Source organism: Streptomyces sp. G45, from assembly GCF_049542095.1.
Lineage (GTDB): Bacteria > Actinomycetota > Actinomycetes > Streptomycetales > Streptomycetaceae > Streptomyces.
On record NZ_JBMUZU010000001.1, the window covers coordinates 3503688 to 3524946 of the forward strand.

The window sequence follows — 21259 nt, forward strand, 5'->3', positions numbered from 1 at the left end:
GCCCTACGGAGCGCGTCACGCGTCGTACGAGGGTGAGTCGATCACCCGGAGGGAGGGAATCCCGGCGGTGCGCGCATACCCGGGCAGGTGGGGCGCAGCCTCTCCGCGAATGATCCGACCAGCGGATTTCCCGCTGACCGGACGGAGAGGAAGCCCTCTGTGACCGCAATGGAATCGCTTGTCTCGAAACTCGACGACCTGTCCGACCTCGGCCGCCTCACCCGCTTCGGGTGCATCGCCCAGTGCGCCCACCGCCTCAACCGCCTCAACCACCTCACCCGCTTCAGCCGTGTCAGCCGTGTCAGCCGTGTCAGTCGGCTCGGGCCGGGCCGCATCCCTCGTCCCGGCTCCCTCCCCCTCGCCGCCGCGGGGCTCGTGACCGGCGCCCTGCTGGCCCTGGCGGCGACCGCTCTCCGCGGCTCCGGCGGAAAGGGGCCCAACACCCCGCCCCGCGGCGGCGGTTGCGGAACGTGCGGGCGTTCCGCCCGGGCGCCGCGGCGGCCCTGGGCCGCGGTGGGGGCGGTTCCCCGGGCCTAGATGGGGCAAAGACGGTGGGGTTCCCGGCGTCTCGCCGGGAACCCCACCGTCGTACCGCCACGTACCGCTACACGAACAGGCTCACCACCGCCGCGACCGCGAAGCCCGCGACCGACAGGACCGACTCCAGGACGGTCCAGGTGCGCAGGGTGTCGCGCTCGGAGATGCCGAAGTACTTGGCGACGATCCAGAAGCCGCCGTCGTTGACGTGCGAGGCGAAGATCGAGCCCGCGGAGATGGCCATGATGACCAGGGCCGTGAAGGCGTGGGAGTAGTCGCCGTCGGCGAGGATCGGGGCGACGATGCCCGCGGTGGTGACGATCGCGACCGTCGCCGAGCCCTGGGCCACGCGCAGCACCAGGGAGATGAGGTAGGCGAGGACGATGACGGGCAGGCCCACGTCGTTGAAGGTGTCGGCGAGGGCGTCCGCGATACCGCTGCCCTTGAGGACGGCGCCGAAGATCCCGCCCGCGCCGACGACGAGGAGGATGTTGCCGACCGGCTTCAGGGACGCGGTCGACACCGTCTCCAGGGACTTGCGGGACCAGCCGCGGCGGATGCCGAGCAGGTAGTACGCCATCACCAGCGCGATCGTCAGGGCGACGAAGGGGTTGCCGAAGAACTCGATGACGCTGCGGGCCGTCGACGGGTCGAAGGCGATGGAGGAGAAGGTGGCGAGCAGGATCAGGACCAGCGGGGTGCCGATGATCAGGAAGACCGTGGACAGGGCCACCGGGTTCTCCTGCGGCTTGCGGCCCTGCGCGGCCTGCTCGGCGAGCACCGCCGCGCGGGCCTCCTCGGAGGCCTCCAGCATGTCCTGCGGTACGGGTACGAAGATCCGCTTGCCGATCCAGGCGGAGAACACCCAGGCGGCGACGACGGCCGGGATGCCGCAGACGACGCCCATGAGGATGACCCAGCCGAGGTCCACCTTCAGCAGGCCCGCGGCCGCCACCGGACCCGGGTGCGGGGGCAGGAACGCGTGGGTCATGGACAGGCCCGCGAGCAGCGGCAGGCAGTAGAGCAGGATCGACTTGCCGCTGCGCTTGGCCGCCGCGTACACGATGGGCGCGAGGACGAAGATGCCCACGTCGAAGAAGACGGGGATGCCGAAGATCAGGCCGGTGAGGCCCATGGCGACGGGGGCGCGCTTCTCGCCGAAGAGGTCGAGGAGGCGGGCGGAGAGGACCTCGGCGCCGCCGGATACCTCCAGGATCGCGCCGAGCATCGTGCCCAGGCCGATGATGATCGCCACATGGCCGAGGATGCCGCCCATGCCGCTCTCGATGAGCGAGGTCGCGCTCGACTTCTGGACCGTGCCGAAGAGTTCGGTGACCGAAAGGCCCGCGGCGAGGCCGACGGCTATGGAGACCGCGAGCAGCGCCACGAAGGGCTGGAGGCGGACCTTGATGATGAGGAAGAGCAGCAGCAGGATGCCGAGCGCCGCGACGGTGAGCAGGCCCGCCGTGCCGTCGATCAGGGCCATCAGGCCGCCGGTGTGCGGGACTTCGGGCGGAGGGGCGGGGGCCGCGAGCGGCACGAAGGTGGTGGACGGGGACATCGTTGACCTCGTACTCGTGAGTGCGCTAAGTGCATGGGGCTTTCGGGCAGGGGGGATCACGGCGCGGCGCCGCAGGGGGTGTCGGGCGTCGTGCCGTGACGACAGGTGGCGTGCGAGGGGGGCCTCCGGGAGGGCCCGCTGCGAGGGGCCTCAGGGAGGGTCCTCCCGGGCGGGCGCGGGTGGGCCGCCCGGGAGGAAGGAGAGAGAGGGAGGCTCAGCCGAGGACGGCGAGCGCGTCGATCTCGATCAGCAGGCCCTTGGGCAGGCCCACGTACACGGTGGTGCGGGCGGCGGGCGGAGCGGTGAGCTGCTGCTCCTCGAAGTACTGGTTGTAGATCTCGTTCATCTCCGCGAAGTGGTCGACGTCCGTGAGGTAGACGCGCAGCATCATCACGTCGTCCCAGGTGGCGCCGCCCTCTTCGAGGATGGCCTTGACGTTGGCGAAGGTCTGGAGGGTCTGCTCGCGCAGGGTGGGGCCGACGGGCGTCGGCGGCTCGCCCTCCTTGGCCGGGCGGAAGCCGACCTGGCCCGCGACCTGGAGGATGTTGCCCTTCTTCACGCCGTGGGAGAACTTCGCGGGCGGCGTGGTGTGGGTGGCGGGCGTCAGGGCGACCTTGGCCGCCGTGCCGTTGTTGTCACTCATGGTGCTCAGTCTTCCTTGATAGGGGCCTTGCCGGAGTACTCCCGGCTGATCGCCTCCGCGGTGCGGCGCACAGCGGGGAGCAGGGTGAGGAGTTCCTCGGCCGTGACGACCACGTTCGGCGCGGACACCGACATGGCGGCGACGACGCGGCCGTCGGCGCCGCGGATGGGCGCGCCGACGCAGTTGATGGACTCCTCGTGGCCGCCGAGGTCGGTGGCCCAGCCCTGTTCGCGCACCAGGGCCAGCTCCTTGAGGAAGGCGGCGGCGTTGGGCGTCGAACGGGACGTGTACGTGGGGTAGTCGAGCTTCTCCGCGATGACGCGGCGCTCGTGCTCGGGGAAGTCGGCGAGCAGCAGCTTGGCCACGGCGGCGACGGTGATGGCGACGGGCTTGCCGATCCGCGAGTACATGCGGACCGGGTAGCGGCTCTCGACCTTGTCGATGTAGACGACCTCGTGGTCCTCGTACACCGCGAGGTGGACGGTGTGGCCGCACTTCTCGTTGAGCGCGAGCAGGTGCGGATGGGCGATCTCGCGCACGTCGAGGTTCTCGACGGCCTCCTGGGCGAGCGCGAACAGGCGGGCGCCGAGCCGGTAGCGCTGGTCGGACTGGCGGAAGACCAGGCCGTGTTCGTGCAGGGTGCGCAGCAGGCGTAGGGCCGTGGACTTGTGCACGCCGAGGCGCTCGGCGACCTGGCCCAGGTCGGCGGGTCCCTCGGCGAGCAGCGGCAGGATCGACAGGGCGCGGTCGACGGTCTGGCTCATGACGTACGTACCTCCTCGTCGGCCCCGGACGTGGCGGACGGCGGTCGGGCCGTCCAGCCGGGGCCTAGACGCAGGGACTCCCAGTCGGCGGGAGCGAGGGCGGCGAGCGCGTCGGCGTGCTCGCGGGAGACCGGCTCGGCGAGGTCGCCGGGCACCGTGAGGGCCGCGGCGGCGGCCAAGTGGCCGTGGCGCAGGCGCTGTTCGGCGGACAGGCCGCGCAGGGTCGCGGAGAGGAACCCGGCGGCGAAGGCGTCGCCCGCGCCGACCGGAGCGACGACGTCGACGTGCAGCGCCGGGACGAAGGTGACCGTGTCGCGGCCGGTGGCGTGGTCGGCGGCGAAGGCCGTGGCGCCGTCCGCGCCCTGCTTGACGACGAGGACGGCGGGCTCGGGCAGCGCGGCGCGGATCGCGGCGGGCCCGCCGGTGACGCCCCAGGCGTCGGCGGCCTCGTCGGTGCCGACGAAGACGAGGTCGGCGCCGCGGGCCAGGTCGAGCAGCACGGCGGGGCCCTCGCCGTCGGCGGCGGCCCGCCACAGGCCCGGCCGGTAGTTGACGTCGAAGGACACCAGGGAGCGGCGGCCGGGTTTGCGGTCGCACAGGGCGCGGACCAGGGCGAGGCAGTCGTCGGAGAGCGCCGGGGTGATGCCGGACAGGTGCAGGAGGCGTCCGCACCACAGGTCCGCGGGCGCCATGGTGTCCGGGGACATCGCGGAGGCGGCCGAGCCCGCCCGGTAGTAGACCACCTCGTGGGCGTCGGTGGCGCGGTCGTCGGCGGTGCGGAAGTAGATGCCGGTGGGGCGGTGAGGGTCGCGGCCGACGGCGGAGGTGTCGACGCCGTACCGCGCGATGGCGGCGACCAGGTGGTCCCCGAAGCCGTCGGCGCCCACGCGGCTGACCCAGCGCACGCGGTGCCCGGCGGCGGCCAGCACGCAGGCCACGTTGGACTCGGCACCGCCGATGCCCCGCTCGAAGGACGGCACGTCGGCGAGGCGCCCGGGCCGCGAGGGCAGGAAGGTGACCATGGACTCGCCGAGCGCGACGACGTCTGGCCCCTGGGCCTTGTGCGGGGTGCCGCCAGGCGCGGCGGCGTCTGGCCGCGGGGCCTTGTGCGGGGTGGCGTCGGGGGCGGTGCCACCAGACTCGGTGCCGTCAGGCGCGGCGGCCCCGGCCTCGGCGTGGGCTGTCGGTCCCCCGGGCGTGCGTCGTGGCTGGTCGCGCAGTTCCCCGCGCCCCTTTGGGGCGCCTTCGCAAGACCCCTGAGCAGGCGCGACACCCCCGGCGCGAGCCGCCCGTCCGCCGGACGCCCGTCCTGGCTGATCGCGCGGCTCCCCGCGCCCCTCCGGGGCGCTTCCACGAGACCCCTGAGCGGGCGCACCCCCGGCGGCGTCGTTGGCCACAAGGTCCATCGCGCCTGCGTCTGCTCCGGTCACGCTGTCGTCAGCCCTTCACTCGTCGCTCGGTACTCGTCGCTCGGTACTCGTCGCTCGGTACTCGTCACCCGATGGTCCGGCCCGGGTCCGGGGTCCGGGGCGTCACCCCAGCTCGGAATCCAAGGGCCGGGATCACCTCTGCCTCAAGTTCCCAGGTCCGGGGCTCGCCCCGGCTCAGGACTCAGGGCCCGGGGGCGCCGCCCCCGGTTCAAGGCCCAGGGGCCAGGGATCCGTTGACCCGGCGTTGGCTCGGATGTTAGACAGCAGTAAGCGACATACGCAATGAACGTTGCAGTATATGCAACGACCGTCTTGAGGAGGCGCCCATGGCCGCCGACACGCCCACAGACACCCCGGTGACTCCCGCGGCCAAGGCCGCCGACCGCGCGTCGACCGCCCTCGCGCAGCTCGCCGCCGAACGGGTCGACCACCGCTTCAAGGCCCTCCCGCCGGACGCCGAGGGCCTGACCGTCGGCGAGCTGGCGGCCCAGCGGCGCAACCTCTTCACCGGCGGCTTCAGCACCCCCGTCCTCGCCCTGTCCGCCGAGCGCCTGGAGCACAACCTCGCGCTGATGGAGGCCTACACGGCCCGCCACGGCCTCGCCTTCGCGCCGCACGGCAAGGCCTCCATGGCGCCCCAGCTCTTCCAGCGGCAGCTCGACCGGGGCGCGTGGGGCGTCACGCTCGCCGTGCCCCACCAGGTGCGCGTGGCCCGCGCGTTCGGCGTCCAGCGGATCTTCCTCGCCAACGAGGTGGTCGACGCCGCGGCGCTGCGCTGGCTCGCGGCGGAGCTGGACGCGGACCCCGAGTTCCGCTTCATCGCGTACGTCGACTCCGTACGCGGCGTGGAGCTGATGGACGCCGCGCTGCGCGCCGCCGGGGCGGGCCGTCCGCTGGACGTGGTCGTGGAGCTGGCCGCCGGTGACGGCGCCCGCACCGGCGCGCGCACCGAGGCGGAGTGCGCCGCGATCGCCGACGCGGTCGCCGCCACCGGAACGCTGCGGCTCGTGGGCGTCGCCGGGTACGAGGGCGAGGTGCCCGACGCCACCGGCGAGCGCGTCCGCGCCTGGCTGCGGCGGCTCACCGCACTCGCCGCGGACTTCGACGCGGCGGGCCGCTTCAAGGGCGCCGGGCTCGACGAGATCGTGGTCAGCGCCGGGGGCTCCGCCTGGTTCGACGCGGTCGCCGACGTCTTCGCGGAGCTGCCCGCGCTGTCGCTGCCCGCCCTGAAGCTGCTGCGCTCCGGCGCGTACGTGTCTCACGACGACGGGCACTACCGGCATCTGACGCCGTTCAACCGCGTCCCCGACGAGGGGGCCCTCGAACCCGCCTTCCGCCTGTGGGCCCAGGTCGTCTCCCGGCCGACGCCCGAGCAGGCCTTCGTCAACGCGGGCAAGCGGGACGCCGCGTACGACCTGGACCTGCCGGAGGTCCAGGCCGTGTGGCGGGACGGGGTGGAGCGGCCCGGCACGGGGGTCGAGCTGCACGCGCTGTCCGACCAGCACGGGTGGCTCCGGACCGAGCCCGGCGCGGACCTCCAGGTCGGGGACTGGGTGGGGTTCGGGCTCTCCCATCCCTGTACGTCGTTCGACAAGTGGCAGCTCATTCCCCTGGTGCAGGGGGACGGGACGGTCACGGACTACATCCGCACGTACTTCTGACCCTGCCGGGGGCTCCCCAATCCCGCCCCTTCCCGAAACCAGGGGGCTCCGCCCCCTGGCACCCCCGAAAATCGGCCTCCGGCCCAGCCCGCGAAGACCCAGCCCGTCCGGCGTTTGAGGACGAGGCGCGAAGCGCCGAAAAGCGGGGTCCCAGGGGCTGGCCCCTGGTTCGGGGAGGGGCGGGTCTGGGGCGCACCCGTGAGGGACTACCGGAGGGAGACACTCATGGACCTGGTCATCCGCGGCGCCCGCGTCATAGACGGCACGGGCGAAGCCTCGTACACGGCGGACGTGGCCCTGGACAACGGCAGGATCACGGCGATCCACCCCGAGGGAACCCCGGCCCCCGCCCGGCGGCCACCCGCACCCTCGACGCCCAGGGCCTGGCGCTGGCCCCCGGCTTCGTCGACATGCACGCGCACAGCGACCTCGCCCTGCTCCGCGACCCGGACCACAGCGCGAAGGCGGCCCAGGGCGTGACCCTGGAGGTCATCGGCCAGGACGGACTGTCGTACGCCCCGGTCGACGACCGCACGCTCGCCCAAGTCCGCCAGGCCATCACCGGCTGGAACGGCGACGGCGGCGACATCGACTTCGACTGGCGCTCGGTCGGCGAGTACCTGGACCGCCTGGACCGGGCGCACGGCGGCCGGGGCATCCCCGTCAACGCGGCGTACCTCATCCCGCAGGGCACGGTCCGGATGCTCGCGGTGGGCTGGGAGGACCGGGAGGCGACGGACGCCGAGCTGGAGCGGATGCGCCAGCTCGTGGCGGAGGGCATGGAGCAGGGCGCCGTCGGCATGTCGTCGGGCCTGACCTACACGCCCGGCATGTACGCCAAGGACGCCGAACTCACCGAGCTGTGCCGCGTGGTGGCCCGCTACGGCGGCTACTACTGCCCCCACCACCGCAGCTACGGCGCCGGAGCCCTGGAGGCGTACAAGGAGATGGTGGACCTCACGCGCACCGCGGAGTGTCCGCTGCACCTGGCGCACGCCACCATGAACTTCGGCGTGAACAAGGGCAAGGCGCCCGACCTGCTCGCGCTGCTCGACGGCGCGCTCGCCGACGGCGCCGACATCACCCTCGACACCTACCCCTACACCCCGGGCTGCACCACGCTCGTGGCGATGCTGCCGAGCTGGGCCAGCGAGGGCGGGCCCGAGGCGATCCTGGCCCGGCTGAAGGACGACGAGACCGCCGAGCGGATCCGCCACCACATGGAGGTCATCGGCGCCGACGGCTGCCACGGCGTGCCGATCGAGTGGGACACCATCGAGATCTCCGGGGTGTCCGACCCGGGCCTCGCCTCCTGCGTGGGCAAGACCATCCAGCGCTCGGCCGACATGCGCGGCGAGGAGCCGTGGGTGACCGCGCGGCGGCTGCTGATCAACGACCGCCTGGGCTCCACCATCCTCCAGCACGTCGGCCACGAGGAGAACGTCCGGGCGATCATGCGCCACCCCGTGCACACCGGCGGCAGCGACGGCATCCTCCAGGGCTTCAAGCCGCACCCGCGGGCGTACGGCACGTTCCCGCAGTACCTCGGGCGCTATGTACGGGAGTTGGGGGTGCTGTCCCTGGAGGAGTGCGTGGCCCACCTCACCTCGCGGCCCGCGGCCCGGCTGCGGCTGCCGGACCGCGGGTACGTGCGCGAGGGCTACCGCGCCGACCTGGTGCTCTTCGACCCGGACACGGTCGCGGCCGGGTCGACCTTCGAGGCGCCGCGCACCCTGCCCGTGGGCATCCCGCACGTCCTGATCGACGGCCGGTTCGTGATCGAGGACGGGCGGCGCACGGACGTCATCGCGGGCAAGGCGGTGCGCCGCACGCCCGCGTGAGCGCCGCGGCGGGCGCCCCTCACGGCCGACGCGTCGGCTAGCGCGGGGGGCGGCCCGCCACGGCCGCGTCGTAGAGCCGCCTCAGGTCCCGGTCGAAGTACGAGGAGTACGACACGTCCGGCGAGGTCCCGCCGGTCTTCCAGCCGCCGATCAGGCCGACCACGCGCGGCCGTTCGGCGCCCGCGGTGATGAAGGGCCCGCCGGACGTGCCGGACACATAGCCCCGGCAGTCGACGCGCGAGAACGTCCCGCCCTTCCAGCCGCCCGAGTCGCGGGTGGTGAACTTCCGCATCCGCGTGACGCACTCGCGCGGGTCCTGCCCGGCGGCGAAACCGGGGTAGCCGATGACGCGGGTCTTCGGGTGCCGGAACCCGGTGTCGTAGCCGATGGGTAGAGAGCCGACGACGTCCTGGAGGCGCTTGCCGTCGGCCCGCCGCCCGGCCTTGAGGAACGCGAAGTCCAGGCCGGTCGCGGCCTTGACGCCGCCGGGGCGCAGATAGCGCGGATCGGCGTAGACCTGGCCCTTGTCGATGGGGAAGATCCCGTAGGGGCGCGGGCTCGACTTGCTGTGCTTCGGCACGAAGACCAGCTTCTTGCCCGCCCGCCAGTTGTCGAAGCAGTGGGCGGCGGACAGGATCAGGTTCCGGCCGGGCGAGGGCACGACGGTGCCGCCGCAGAAGCGGTAGCGCGCGGCGCCGTCGCCCTCGACCCAGTAGAAGGTGCCGACCTGCTTGATGCCCTTGAAGGGGTGCGAGGGCGAGGACGTTCGGGGCGCGGCTGCCGGGGCCGCCGACGCCGTCTTCCCCGGCGTGACGGGCACGGCGGCGGCCATGCGCCGGGGCGTCCAGAAGTCCGCGAGCGCCGACGCCGACGCCGACGGCTCCTCGGCGTGGCGCGGCGCGGCCCACGCCGGTGCGGCCCACGCCGGTGCGTGGACGGCGGACGCGGCGATGACGGCGATGGCGGCCGTCGCGGTGCTGACGGCGGACGCGGCGCGGTGGCGCGGCCTCATGTTCCCCCTGGTGGTGCGGCAGACCGGGTGACCCTATCCGGTGCCCGGTACACGCATGCGCCGCACCCCAGGGGAGCCGGTGCCGCACCCCGCGGCAGCGGCGGGGTGCGGCGCGCGGCGTGCCTACGGCTGGGACGGCGTGCTTACGGCTTGGGCAGCGTGCAGCCCGGCCGGTTCAGGTCGATCTTGTTGCCGGGGCCGACGCAGGGAACGATGGTGTACGTCTGCTGGCCGTAGTTGATGCCCTGGCGGACGGTGACGTTGCCGTTCTCGTCGACCTCGCACGGGTTGTTGTCCGTGCAGCGCTGGCCGTCCTCGTTGCCGGTGTTGTTGACGGCGACGACCTTGCCGGTGGCGTCGTCGATGACCGGCGAGCCGGAGGTGCCGCCGATCGTCTGGCAGGCGGAGGTGTAGCGGACGGAGTCCTTCCAGGTCCAGCGGCCCTCCTTGAGGCGGTAGACGAACCCGTCGACATTGCACTTGTACATCCGCTTCCAGTAGCCGGACGCGACCGTGATGGCCCGGCCCGCCTGCGGGTGCGCGGCGTCGAGTTCGAGGGCCTTGATGCCGTAGCGGCTCTCGATGTCCCGGTAGGTGCTGGTCAGTTCGTACAGCGAGACATCGGTGTCCGTCATGGTGCCGTACGCGACTTTGCTGGCGCGCACGGTGCCCGCGTTGCCGCCGCTGGCGTTCAGGAGGGTGAAGCTGCGGGACGAGGGCCGGTCGACGATGACCTGGCCGGGCGCCGGGAAGCCGGTCTCCAGGCAGTGGCCGTTGGACATCACGAGCGCGCGGTCGGTGGGCTGCGAGCTGGGCACGCGGACGACCGAGCCGGAACAGTTGCTCAGCGCCACGGTGCCCGCGAAGGTCACCGCCTTCGCCTTCACCTCGGCCTTGGCTGTGGCCGCGGCGCCCGCCGCGGGCCGCGCCGCCGCGGTCCGCTTGTCGGGTACGGGCGCCTGGTCGCTCACGGCCACCGCGGGGAGCGCTGTCGCGCCGACCAGCAGGGTGGTGAGGGCGGCGGCGACGAGAGGCTTTCTCATGTGGGGGTCCCCTCTGATGCTCTGATGCTCCGATGACTCGGATTTGTCATGCGCATTGTTGGGGGATCTCGCCAGCGGGACAAGACCGCGGAGGGTCACGTGCGGGTGGGTTCATGGTTGCTCGCGCAGTTCCCCGCGCCCCTTCGGGGCGCCCAAGCGGACCGGCGTTCCAGCGTGCCCGGAGTAGTCTCGTGGCCATGCAGGTGATCCAGTCGACCAAGCTCGCCAACGTCTGTTACGAGATCAGGGGGCCCGTCCTCGAAGAGGCGATGCGCCTGGAGGCCGCGGGTCACCGCATCCTCAAGCTGAACACGGGCAACCCGGCCGCCTTCGGCTTCGAGTGCCCCCGGAGATCCTGGAGGACGTCCTCCGCAACGTCGGCGACGCGCACGGATACGGCGACGCCAAGGGTCTGCTGGCCGCGCGCCGCGCCGTGGTGATGCACAACCAGACCCTCGGCATCGAGACCGACGTCGAGCACGTCTTCATCGGCAACGGCGTCTCCGAGCTGATCGTGATGGCCATGCAGGGCCTGCTCGACGACGGCGACGAGGTGCTGGTCCCCGCGCCCGACTACCCGCTGTGGACGGCGGCGGTCTCGCTCTCCGGCGGCACCGCCGTGCACTACCGCTGCGACGAGCAGTCCGACTGGATGCCCGACCTCGCCGACGTCGAGCGCAAGGTGACCGACCGCACCAAGGCGATCGTGATCATCAACCCGAACAACCCGACCGGCGCGGTCTACGACGAGGCGGTGGTCCGCGGCCTCACCGACATCGCCCGCCGCCACAACCTCCTGGTCTGCTCCGACGAGATCTACGACAAGATCCTGTACGACGGCGCCACGCACACCCCCACCGCCGCCCTCGCCCCCGACCTGCTCACCCTCACCTTCAACGGCATGTCGAAGGCGTACCGCGTCGCCGGGTACCGGGTCGGCTGGATGGCGATCTCCGGGCCGCGCACCCGGGCCGCCTCGTACATCGAGGGCCTGACGATCCTGGCGAACATGCGCCTGTGCGCGAACATGCCCGGCCAGCACGGCGTGGTCGCCGCGCTCAGCGGGCGGCAGACCATCAACGACCTGGTCCTGCCGGGCGGCCGCCTGCTCGAACAGCGCGACACCGCGTACGACCTGCTGACCCAGATCCCCGGCGTGACCTGCGTGAAGCCCAAGGGCTCCCTCTACCTCTTCCCGCGGCTCGACCCGAAGGTCTTCAAGGTCAAGGACGACCGGCAGATGGTCCTCGACCTGCTGCGCGCCGAGAAGATCATGGTCGTGCACGGTACGGGGTTCAACTGGCCGGAGCCGGACCACTTCCGCATCGTGACGCTGCCCACCGCCACGGACCTGGCGGACGCGGTGACCCGGATCGGGACGTTCCTGGACGGCTACGGCCAGCCGTGACGCTCGCGCTGTGCGTGAGCGGGGAGGCGTGGGGGCCGGGCGCGGTGTGCGCCCGGCCCCCACGCCTTTCGGCACGTTCGGCCCCACACCTTCCGGCACGTTCGGCCCCACATCTTTCGGATCGGGCTCAACTTTAGACAGGATCTAAGCTAGGATGGGTGTCCGACAGCTTGGAGACCCATCTCATGTACGAACCGATCCGCACCAAGTCGGTCCACACGATGGCCGACCCTGGCGACTTCCCGCACCGCAGCCGCGAGGAGGAGCTGGACATCCAGCTCGCCGGGCACCTCGCGGCGCTGCTCGCCGTCACCGACGAGCTGCGCGCGCTCACCCCCGGCGCCGACCTGGACGCGGCCGCCGCGCGCCTCGCCGACGAGGTGGCCCGGCTGCGCGGCGGGCTGCCGCCGGTGCGGGCGGCGGGCGTCGCCACCGCCATCCACGAGCCGCACGTGTCCGCCCTGCACCAGCGCGCCCACGCCCTCGCCGGGCGGGCCCTGGTCGTCGCCGCGTCCCGCGCGGACACCCGGGCGGCGATCCTGGCGGCGGAGCGGGTGGACGCCCACGTGGCCGCGGGCCAGCTCACCGCCGCGTAAATCGCCGCTTCGCGGCTCGTCCTCACGCGCCGGACAGGCTGGATGTTGTTCTTCTCGCCGTCGTCGGCTCTCCGTGATCCGCCGCTTCGCGGCGGATGTTCCCCGCCCACCCGCCCCTTTTAGGGGCGGTGGGCGGGGTGCCAGGGGCAGCCGCCCCTGGTTCGGGAAGGGGCGGGTCTGGGGCGCCCCCCGCGAGGGTCAGCCCAGGCGTTCCACCAGTGCCCGGTACTGCTCCCACAGTTCCTTCGGCGCGTGCTCGCCGAACGTCTCCAGGTGCCCCGGCACCAGCGCCGCCTCCTCCCGCCAGACCTCCTTGTCGACGGTGAGCAGGAACTCCAGCTCCGCGGCGGACAGGTCGAGCCCGTCCGTGTCGAGGGACCCGGGCGCGGGCAGCACGCCGATGGGCGTCTCGACGCCCTCCGCCTTGCCGTCGAGCCGCTCCACGACCCACTTCAGGACGCGGGAGTTCTCCCCGAACCCGGGCCACACGAACTGCCCCGCCTCGTTCTTGCGGAACCAGTTCACGTAGTAGATCTTCGGCAGCTTGGCCTGGTCCTTGTCCTTGGCGACGTCGATCCAGTGCCCCATGTAGTCGCCCATGTTGTAGCCGCAGAACGGCAGCATGGCGAAGGGGTCGCGGCGCAGCTCGCCGACCTTGCCCTCGGCGGCGGCGGTCTTCTCGGAGGCGACGTTCGCGCCCAGGAAGACGCCGTGGTTCCAGTCGAAGGACTCCGTCACCAGCGGCACGGCCGAGGCGCGGCGCCCGCCGAAGAGGATCGCCGAGATCGGCACGCCCCTGGGGTCCTCCCACTCGGGGGCGATGATCGGGCACTGGGCGGCGGGAACGGTGAAGCGGGCGTTGGGGTGGGCGGCCGGGGTGCCGGACTCCGGCGTCCAGTCGTTGCCCTTCCAGTCCGTCAGGTGCGCCGGGGTCTCCTCGGTCATGCCCTCCCACCAGACGTCGCCGTCGTCCGTGAGCGCGACGTTGGTGAAGACCGAGTTGCCCCACAGGGTCTTCATGGCGTTGGCGTTGGTGTGCTCGCCGGTGCCGGGCGCGACGCCGAAGAAACCGGCCTCGGGGTTGATGGCGTACAGACGGCCGTCCTCGCCGAAGCGCATCCAGGCGATGTCGTCGCCGATGGTCTCCACGGTCCAGCCGGGGATCGTCGGCTCCAGCATGGCGAGGTTGGTCTTGCCGCACGCGGACGGGAAGGCCGCGGCGACGTACTTCGACTCGCCGGTCGGCGGGGTCAGCTTGAGGATCAGCATGTGCTCGGCGAGCCAGCCCTCGTCGCGGGCCATGACCGAGGCGATGCGCAGGGCGTAGCACTTCTTGCCGAGCAGGGCGTTGCCCCCGTACCCGGAGCCGTAGGACCAGATCTCGCGGGTCTCGGGGAAGTGCGAGATGTACTTGGTGGAGTTGCACGGCCAGGGGACGTCCGCCTGGCCCGGCTCCAGCGGGGCGCCGAGGGTGTGCACGGCCCTGACGAAGAACCCGTCGGAGCCCAGCTCGTCCAGGACCGGCTGGCCCATGCGGGTCATCGTGCGCATCGACACCGCGACGTACGCCGAGTCGGTGATCTCGACGCCGATCGCGGACAGCGGCGAGCCGAGCGGGCCCATGCAGAACGGCACCACGTACATGGTCCGGCCGCGCATGGAGCCGCGGAAGATCCCCTTCTCCCCCGCGAAGACCTCCCGCATCTCGGCGGGCGCCTTCCAGTGGTTGGTCGGCCCCGCGTCCTCCTCCTTCTCGGAGCAGATGAAGGTGCGGTCCTCGACGCGCGCGACGTCGGTCGGGTCGGACGCGGCGTAGTACGAGTTCGGCCGCTTGACCGGGTCGAGCTTCTTGAAGGTGCCCTTGGCCACGAGCTCCCCGCACAGGCGCTCGTACTCGGCCTCGGACCCGTCGCACCAGACCACGCTGTCCGGCTGGGTCAGTTCGGCGATCTCGTTCACCCAGGAGATCAGCTCCTGGTGGTCGGTGGGGACGGTGCCCAGGGAATCCCTGGCGGGGGGAGCCGCGATGTCGCGCGCCACGATTGCTCCTATACGAGGGGTTTGTGGAGTTGGGGCCCCGTGGGGGCTGCGACCCGGACGCTGCACTGCGCGGAGACGTCCTGGATGTTCAGGACATTCTGGACGCTCTCGCGCTCATCCGGTGCCGACCGCACTCATTTGATCATCCGTCGCTGTTGCGCATCTGTCCAGAGGGCCTCACACCTGAGCGGCGTGAGCATGGCCACTTGTACGCTCCTGTTCCACCACTTTTGATACTTAACTTACGGTTCCGTAGCTACGATGCGGCCCATGACCGCTCCCGTCCCCGACGCGATCACGAACTCCCCGGCAGACGGCCCCTTTTCGGCCCTCGAACCGGTGACGCCCGCACCCGATCCAGTGAGCGCGGTGCCCGACGCGCCCGCCGCCGCCCACCCGGTCAAGCCCAAGCTCCGCGGCTGGCTGCACGCCGGGATGTTCCCCGCGGTCCTGGTCTCCGGACTGTTCCTGACCGCGCTCGCGGACTCCACCCGCGGCCGCGTCGCCTGCGGGGTGTACGTGCTGACGGCCTGCCTGCTCTTCGGCGTCAGCGCGCTCTACCACCGCGGGAACTGGAGCCCGCGCGTCGACCGCGTCCTGCGCCGCCTCGACCACGCCAACATCTTCCTGATCATCGCGGGCACGTACACGCCCCTGACCCTGCTGCTGCTCCCCGACTCCAAGGGCACCTGGCTGCTCTGGGGCATCTGGGCCGCGGCCGCCGCGGGCATCGTCTTCCGCGTCTTCTGGGTCGGCGCGCCCCGCTGGCTCTACACGCCCTGCTATCTGGCGATGGGCTGGGCCGCCGTCTTCTTCCTGCCCGACTTCCTGCGCACGGGCGGCCTCGCCGTCCTCGTCCTGGTCGTCGTCGGCGGCCTGCTGTACAGCGCGGGCGGCGTGGTCTACGGCTTCAAGCGCCCCAACCCCTCCCCCGCTGGTTCGGCTTCCACGAGGTCTTCCACTCCTTCACCCTGGCCGCCTTCGCGGTCCACTACGTAGGCATCTCCCTGGTCGCCTACCAGCACGCCTGACCCCCACCGAGTCCCCAAGGGGAGCCGCGGCCAACGCCGCGGCTCCCTTCTTTTATGGGTGCTCTCTTATGGGCGTTGCTTATGGGCGTTGCCTATGGGCGCGCCCCGGAGGGGCGCGGGGAACTGCGCGAGCAACCACCCACGGCCCGCACACGCCAGCGAACCCACGCCGACCGAGCCCACCGGCACATATTGACACTAGCTACCTTTTGAGAGCTACTCTCATTTCATGCCGACTGCCACTTCACCCGGAGCCCCGCCGGCCCCACCCCCGCACCCCCGGCGCTGGCTAGCGCTCACCGCGCTGGTCGCGAGCATGCTCGTCCTCGGCTTCGACATGACGATCCTCAACGTCGCCCTGCCGACCATGGCCGACCAGATGGGTGCGAGCACCGGTGAGCAGCAGTGGATGGCCGACGCCTACATCGTGGTGTTCGCCGCCCTGATGCTCCCGGCGGGGCTGCTCGGCGACAGGTTCGGGCGGCGCCGGATGCTCATCACCGGCCTCGGGATCTTCCTGGTCGGCTCGGTCGTGGGCACGCTCGTCGACACCGTGCCGCTGGTCGTCGCGGCGCGCGCCCTGATGGGCGTGGGCGGCGCGCTGGTGATGCCGCTCGCGATGGCCGTGCTGCCCGCGCTCTTCGGCCCCGGGGAGCGCACCAAGGCGATCGGCGTGGTCTCGGCCGCGTCCGCGCTGGGGCTGCCGCTCGGGCCGATCCTCGGCGGCTTCCTGCTCGACCACTTCTGGTGGGGCTCGATCTTCCTGGTCAACGTGCCGATGGTCGCCCTCGGCATCACGGCCTGCCTCCTGCTGCTCCCGGAGACCACCGACCCGTCCGCCCCGAAGGTCGACGCCCTGTCCACCGCGCTCACCGCGGCCGGGCTCGCCTCGCTGGTGTACGCGATCATCGAGGCCCCGCACCGCGGCTGGGGCGACCCGCTGGTCGTGGCGCCGCTCGGGGCGTCCGCCGCTCTGCTCACGGCGCTCGTGCTGCGCGAGCGCCGGGCCGCGCGCCCCATGCTGGACCTGTCGCTGCTCGGCCACCGCGGCTTCCTGCTGAACACGCTCACGGCGACGCTGGTGATGTTCGTGCTCTCCGGCCTGATGTTCGTGCTGCCGCAGTACCTCCAGGCCGTGCTCGGCAACGACGCCTTCGGCACCGGCCTGCGGCTGCTGCCGATGATGGGCGGGCTCGTCGTCGCGGCCAAGGGCACCGAGCCCGCCGTACGCCGCTTCGGCGCGCGGGCCGTGATCAGCGCGGGCCTGGTGGTGCTCGCCTTCGCCGCGCTGCTCGGCACCCGTACCACCGTGGACTCCGGCTACGGCTTCACCGCGCTGTGGCTGTCCGTCGCCGGGCTCGGCTTCGGCTTCGCCGTCGTACCGGCGATGGACACGGCGCTCGGCGCGCTGCCCGCGGAGCGCGCGGGCTCCGGTTCGGGGCTGCTGATGACGGTGCGTCAAGTGGGCAGCGCCATCGGCATCGCGCTGCTCGGCTCGCTGCTGTCCGGTGTCTACCAGGACCGGCTCGACACCGGTGGCCTGCCCGCGCGGGCCGCCGACGCGGCGGGCGACTCGGTGGTCGCCGCGCACCTCGTCGCCGAACGCCTCGGCGCCCCGCGCCTGGCCGCCGCGGCCGACTCCGCGTACGTCCACGGGATGGCCGTCGTGCTGCTCGTCAGCGGTGTCGCCGCGCTGGTCACGGCGCTGCTCGTGGCCGCCCTGCTGCCCCGCGACGCCGCAGGCGGGACGGCCGACGACATGGCCCGGTCCGCCGCCGATGCCCGACAATAGGCCCATGACGGCCGCACGTACCGCTCCCCCGCCGCCCCTGTCGCCCCTGCCGCCCCCGGCGCGTCCAAGGCCCCCCTCGGCCTGCGGGAGCGCAAGAAGCTCAAGACTCGCGTGGCGATCCGCGAGGCGACCTACCGGCTGATCCGCGAGCAGGGGTACGAGGCGACGACCGTCGAGCAGATCGCGGAGGCCGCCGAGGTGTCGCCGTCCACGGTGTTCCGGTACTTCCCGACCAAGGAGGACATCGTCCTCACCGACGAGTACGACCCGCTCCTGGAGGACGAGCTGCGCGCGCGGCCCGCCGACGAGCCGATCGTGGAGTCGCTGCGGCACGTGCTGCGCCGCGCGGTGGGCCTGGGCTTCACCGAGGAGCCGGAGGTGTCGCGGCTGCGCACCACGCTCATGGTCGAGGTGCCCGCCGTGCGCTCCCGGATGCTGGAGAGCATGTCCGTGACCGGCCGCATGCTGTGCCGCGTCATCGCCGACCGCACCGGGCGCGACGCGGGCGACCTGGAGGTCAGGGCCTTCTCGATGGGCCTGGTCGCGGCGCTCACGGAGACGACGGCGTACTGGGCCGAGCACGGCCACCAGGACGACCTGGGCGACCTGGTGGACCGCACGCTCGCCATGCTGTCGACCGGCTTCACGGCCTGACCTCGTTCCCCCTGTTTTCCCGTACCCCGCGTGCCATGCTGGCCGGATGAACGGTCCGGAGATCCTCATCGACTTCGCACCCGGCCTCGCGCTCTTCGTGCCCAGCGAGCGGCGGGGCGGGCCCACGGCCGCCGTCACCGACGGCTCGTCCTCGCTCGGGCACGTCGTGGAGTCCCTCGGGGTGCCGCTCACCGAGGTCGGCGCGCTCGTGGTGGACGGCCGGGAGGTGCCCGCGGCGCACGTGCCCGCCGCCGGGCAGCGCGTCGAGGTGCGGTCCGTGCCGCGGCCCCAGCGGGTGCGGCGCGAGGAGGCGCCCGACGAGCCGCTGCGGTTCCTCCTCGACGTGCACCTCGGCACGCTCGCGCGGCGGCTGCGGCTGCTGGGCGTCGACGCCGCGTACGAGAGCCTGGACATCGGCGATCCCGCGCTCGCGGCGCGGTCCGCCGCCGAGCGGCGCGTCCTGCTCAGCCGGGACCGGGGGCTGCTGCGGCGGCGCGAGCTGTGGGCCGGTGCGTACATCTACAGCGACCGCCCCGACGACCAGCTCCGTGACGTCCTCGACCGGTTCGCGCCGCCGCTGCGGCCGTGGACGCGGTGCACCGCGTGCAACGGGGCCCTGCGGGCGGCGCGCAAGGAGGACGTGGCGGACCGGCTCGAAGGGGGGACGCGGGGGACGTACGACGTGTTCGCGGAGTGCGGTGCCTGTTCCCGCGTGTACTGGCGGGGCGCCCACCACGACCGCCTCCAGGCCATCGTCCACCAGGCCCTGGCGGGCACCCAAGCAGACAGCCCGCTGCCGCCCGGCTGACCGCTCCCTTCTCTTCTCCCCACCCACCCGCCCCTTCCCTCGCACTGGCGCGCTCGTCCTCGAACGTCGGACGGGCTGGGTCTTCGCGGGCTGGGCTGGATTCTGCCGGTGCGGCAGAGTCTCAGCCCGTCCGGCGCTTGAGGACGAGCCGCGAAGCGGCGATACCGAGGGCACGCCGCCACCGGCCCCCGCGCAGACGCCCCACTACCACCCGCCCCTGCCAGCCGAAACTCCGCGCACCCGCCACGATCCAGCCCGTCCGGCGCTTGAGGACGAGGCGCGGAGCGCCGATGAACGGGGGTGCCAGGGGGCTGGCCCCCTGGTTCGGGGAGGGGCGGGTCTGGGGCGCACCCGCGAGGGACACCCCACCACCGGGACCCCCTACTCCCCCAGCGCCGCCGCCAGCTCCCGCGCGCTGGTCGTCGGCCGGTCGCAGGAGAACCCGCGGCACACGTACGCCGTCTCCTCGCCGTCCTGCGCCGACCGGCCCGCGAGCAGGGGGAGTTCGCCGTCGGCGGGACCGGCGGCGACGACCGCGCCGGGAGCCGGGGCGAGGAGGGCCGTCCGGTGCAGGGGGCCGCCGACCGCGCCGACGACGGCGACCTCGCGCGGCCCGTCGAGCGCGGCCTCGGCGACGGCCAGGCCGTGGCCGATGAAGCGGGGGGCGCGGGCGGCGAGGGCCTTGACGACGCCGAGGGCCCGCTCGGCGGCGCGGCGGTGCGGCTCGGCGCCGGTGTGCGCGGCGTAGGACAGCAGCGCACCGGCGGCGGCGGTCCAGCCGGAGGGGGCGGCGTTGTCGGTGGGGTCCTGGGGGCGCCGGATCAGCTGCTCGCCGTCGGCGGCCGTGTCGTACAGCGCGCCGGTCTCCTCGTCGACGAACTGCACGAGGACGTGGTCGAGGAGCAGGCCCGCGAAGTCCAGCCACACGCCCTCGCCCGTGACGGACGCGAGCGTCAGGAAGCCCTCGGCGACGTCCGCGTAGTCCTCCAGGACACCGGCGTTGGCCCCGGCGCGGCCGTCCCTCGAGGTGCGGGCGAGGCGGGCGCGGTCGTCGAGGTGGACGCGGACGAGCAGGTCGGCGGCGGCGACGGCGGCGGACACCAGGTCGGGCCGGTCGAAGTAGGCGCCGGTCTCGGCGAGCGCGGCGATCGCCAGGCCGTTCCAGGCGGCGACCACCTTGTCGTCGCGGCCGGGCGCGGGCCGCTCGGCGCGGGCGGCGAGGAGGCGCTCGCGCAGGGAGGCGAGGCGGTCGGCGTCGGCCACGACCCCACTGTCCGGCGGGAGCCGCAGCACGGACGCGCCCTCCTCGAAGGTGCCCTCGTCGGTGACGCCGTAGTAGGCGGCGGCGAGTTCGGCGTCGGCGTCGCCGAGGGCGTCCCTGAGCTGCCCGGGGTCCAGACGTAGTAGGCGCCCTCCTTCAGGGTGCCCGCCGCGTCCTCGCTGTCCGCGTCGAGCGCGGAGGCGAAACCGCCCTCGGCGGTGCGCAGTTCCCGGACCAGGAAGTCGGCGGTCTCCAGGGCCACCCGCCGCGCCAGGTCCGAGCCGGTGGCCCGCCACAGGTGGGCGTAGGCGCGGCACAGCAGCGCGTTGTCGTACAGCATCTTCTCGAAGTGCGGCACCACCCACTCGCGGTCCACGGAGTAGCGGGCGAAGCCGCCGCCGAGCTGGTCGTAGAGGCCGCCGCGGGCCATCCGCTCGCAGGTGTCGGCGGCCATCTGGAGGGCGCCCTCGGAGCCGGTGCGGGCGTAGTGCCGCAGCAGGAACTCGATGACCATGGACGGCGGGAACTTGGGGGCGCCGCCGAAGCCGCCGTGCGCCGCGTCGTAGTCGCGGGTGAGGCCGAGCAGCGCCTTGGCGAGGTCCTCGGCGCCGGGCCGCTCGTCGTCCGCGTACGCCAGCTGACGCTCCGACAGGTCGCGGGTGATGCGCGCGGCGACCTCGGCGACCTCGTCGTTCCGGTCCGTCCAGGCCTTCCGCACGCCGTCGAGGACCTGCCGGAAGGACGGCATGCCGTGGCGCGGCTCGGGCGGGAAGTAGGTGCCGAAGTAGAAGGGCTCGGCGTCGGGCGTCAGGAAGACCGTCATGGGCCAGCCGCCCTGCCCGGTCGCGGCCTGCACGGCCTCCATGTACACGGCGTCGACGTCGGGCCGCTCCTCGCGGTCCACCTTGACGCTCACGAAGTGCTCGTTCATCAGCGCGGCCGTCGCCTCGTCCTCGAAGGACTCGTGCGCCATCACATGACACCAGTGGCAGCTCGCATACCCGACGGACAGCAGGACGGGGGCGCCGCGCTCGCGGGCCTCGGTGAACGCGTCGGCCGACCACGGCCACCAGTCGACGGGGTTGTCGGCGTGCTGGAGCAGGTAAGGGGACGCCTCGTGGGCCAGTCGGTTCGACATGGGGTCCATCCTCGCGCACGCGCCGTCCGCCGTGCCGGT

At 72.8% G+C, this 21259-nt stretch carries 12 protein-coding genes and 5 pseudogenes; 9 read left to right on the top strand and 8 right to left on the bottom strand.

Annotated elements, in window-relative coordinates:
- The first annotated feature begins 159 nt into the window (after positions 1-159).
- A complete protein-coding gene (locus tag ACOBQU_RS14100) occupies positions 160-537 on the top strand; it encodes a hypothetical protein (RefSeq protein WP_423627124.1) in 378 nt (125 codons plus the stop codon).
- A gap of 67 nt (positions 538-604) precedes the next feature.
- On the opposite strand, the gene ACOBQU_RS14105 is transcribed toward ACOBQU_RS14100, so the two are convergent.
- The 4 genes and pseudogenes from ACOBQU_RS14105 to ACOBQU_RS14120 all read right to left on the bottom strand — a co-directional run.
- Positions 605-2098 carry a GntP family permease gene (locus ACOBQU_RS14105; RefSeq protein ID WP_423627126.1) on the bottom strand — a complete coding sequence of 498 codons (1494 nt, stop codon included), beginning with the start codon at positions 2096-2098 and terminating at the stop codon, positions 605-607.
- Positions 2099-2312: 214 nt separating this feature from the next.
- Positions 2313-2741, bottom strand: a complete 429-nt coding sequence (locus tag ACOBQU_RS14110; RefSeq protein ID WP_423627128.1) for a RidA family protein — start codon at positions 2739-2741, stop codon at positions 2313-2315.
- A gap of 5 nt (positions 2742-2746) precedes the next feature.
- On the bottom strand, positions 2747-3505 hold the full coding sequence (locus tag ACOBQU_RS14115; RefSeq protein WP_423627130.1) for an IclR family transcriptional regulator: 759 nt from the start codon (positions 3503-3505) through the stop codon (positions 2747-2749).
- Positions 3502-4551: pseudogene (locus tag ACOBQU_RS14120) on the bottom strand (sugar kinase); the annotation flags it as partial. The gene ACOBQU_RS14115 and the pseudogene ACOBQU_RS14120, both read right to left, overlap by 4 nt.
- Positions 4552-5261: 710 nt before the next feature.
- Here ACOBQU_RS14120 and ACOBQU_RS14125 point away from each other — a divergent pair.
- On the top strand, positions 5262-6596 hold the full coding sequence (locus tag ACOBQU_RS14125; protein WP_423627132.1) for an alanine racemase: 1335 nt from the start codon (positions 5262-5264) through the stop codon (positions 6594-6596).
- Between the two features lie 225 nt (positions 6597-6821).
- Positions 6822-8437 (top strand): annotated as a pseudogene (locus ACOBQU_RS14130) (N-acyl-D-amino-acid deacylase family protein).
- Between the two features lie 37 nt (positions 8438-8474).
- Here the strand turns inward: ACOBQU_RS14130 and ACOBQU_RS14135 are convergent.
- Positions 8475-9449, bottom strand: coding sequence for a trypsin-like serine peptidase (locus ACOBQU_RS14135; RefSeq protein ID WP_423627133.1), 975 nt, complete (start codon positions 9447-9449; stop codon positions 8475-8477).
- 143 nt (positions 9450-9592) lie between these two features.
- On the bottom strand, positions 9593-10492 hold the full coding sequence (locus ACOBQU_RS14140; protein ID WP_423627134.1) for a S1 family peptidase: 900 nt from the start codon (positions 10490-10492) through the stop codon (positions 9593-9595).
- A gap of 197 nt (positions 10493-10689) precedes the next feature.
- Between ACOBQU_RS14140 and ACOBQU_RS14145 the strand changes: the two are divergent.
- Together ACOBQU_RS14145 and ACOBQU_RS14150 are read left to right on the top strand one after the other, a co-directional pair.
- Positions 10690-11900: pseudogene (locus tag ACOBQU_RS14145) on the top strand (pyridoxal phosphate-dependent aminotransferase).
- A gap of 185 nt (positions 11901-12085) precedes the next feature.
- Positions 12086-12496, top strand: coding sequence for a hypothetical protein (locus ACOBQU_RS14150; RefSeq protein WP_423634464.1), 411 nt, complete (start codon positions 12086-12088; stop codon positions 12494-12496).
- 198 nt (positions 12497-12694) lie between these two features.
- Here the strand turns inward: ACOBQU_RS14150 and ACOBQU_RS14155 are convergent, their stop codons facing one another.
- Positions 12695-14536, bottom strand: coding sequence for a phosphoenolpyruvate carboxykinase (GTP) (locus tag ACOBQU_RS14155; protein WP_423627136.1), 1842 nt, complete (start codon positions 14534-14536; stop codon positions 12695-12697).
- Between the two features lie 270 nt (positions 14537-14806).
- On the opposite strand from ACOBQU_RS14155, the pseudogene trhA reads away from it, so the two are divergent.
- The 4 genes and pseudogenes from trhA (at position 14807) to ACOBQU_RS14175 (ending at position 18821) form a co-directional block, all read left to right on the top strand.
- Positions 14807-15567: pseudogene (trhA, locus tag ACOBQU_RS14160) on the top strand (PAQR family membrane homeostasis protein TrhA).
- 229 nt (positions 15568-15796) lie between these two features.
- Positions 15797-17359, top strand: coding sequence for an MFS transporter (locus ACOBQU_RS14165; protein WP_423627138.1), 1563 nt, complete (start codon positions 15797-15799; stop codon positions 17357-17359).
- A gap of 81 nt (positions 17360-17440) precedes the next feature.
- Positions 17441-18013: a TetR/AcrR family transcriptional regulator gene (locus tag ACOBQU_RS14170; RefSeq protein WP_423634466.1), complete on the top strand. Its 573-nt coding sequence runs from the start codon at positions 17441-17443 to the stop codon at positions 18011-18013.
- Between the two features lie 46 nt (positions 18014-18059).
- Entirely contained in the window at positions 18060-18821 is a 762-nt protein-coding gene (locus tag ACOBQU_RS14175; protein ID WP_423627140.1) for a Mut7-C RNAse domain-containing protein, read from the top strand.
- A gap of 381 nt (positions 18822-19202) precedes the next feature.
- Here ACOBQU_RS14175 and ACOBQU_RS14180 read toward each other — a convergent pair.
- Positions 19203-21220, bottom strand: a pseudogene (locus tag ACOBQU_RS14180) (thioredoxin domain-containing protein).
- Positions 21221-21259: the final 39 nt, after the last annotated feature.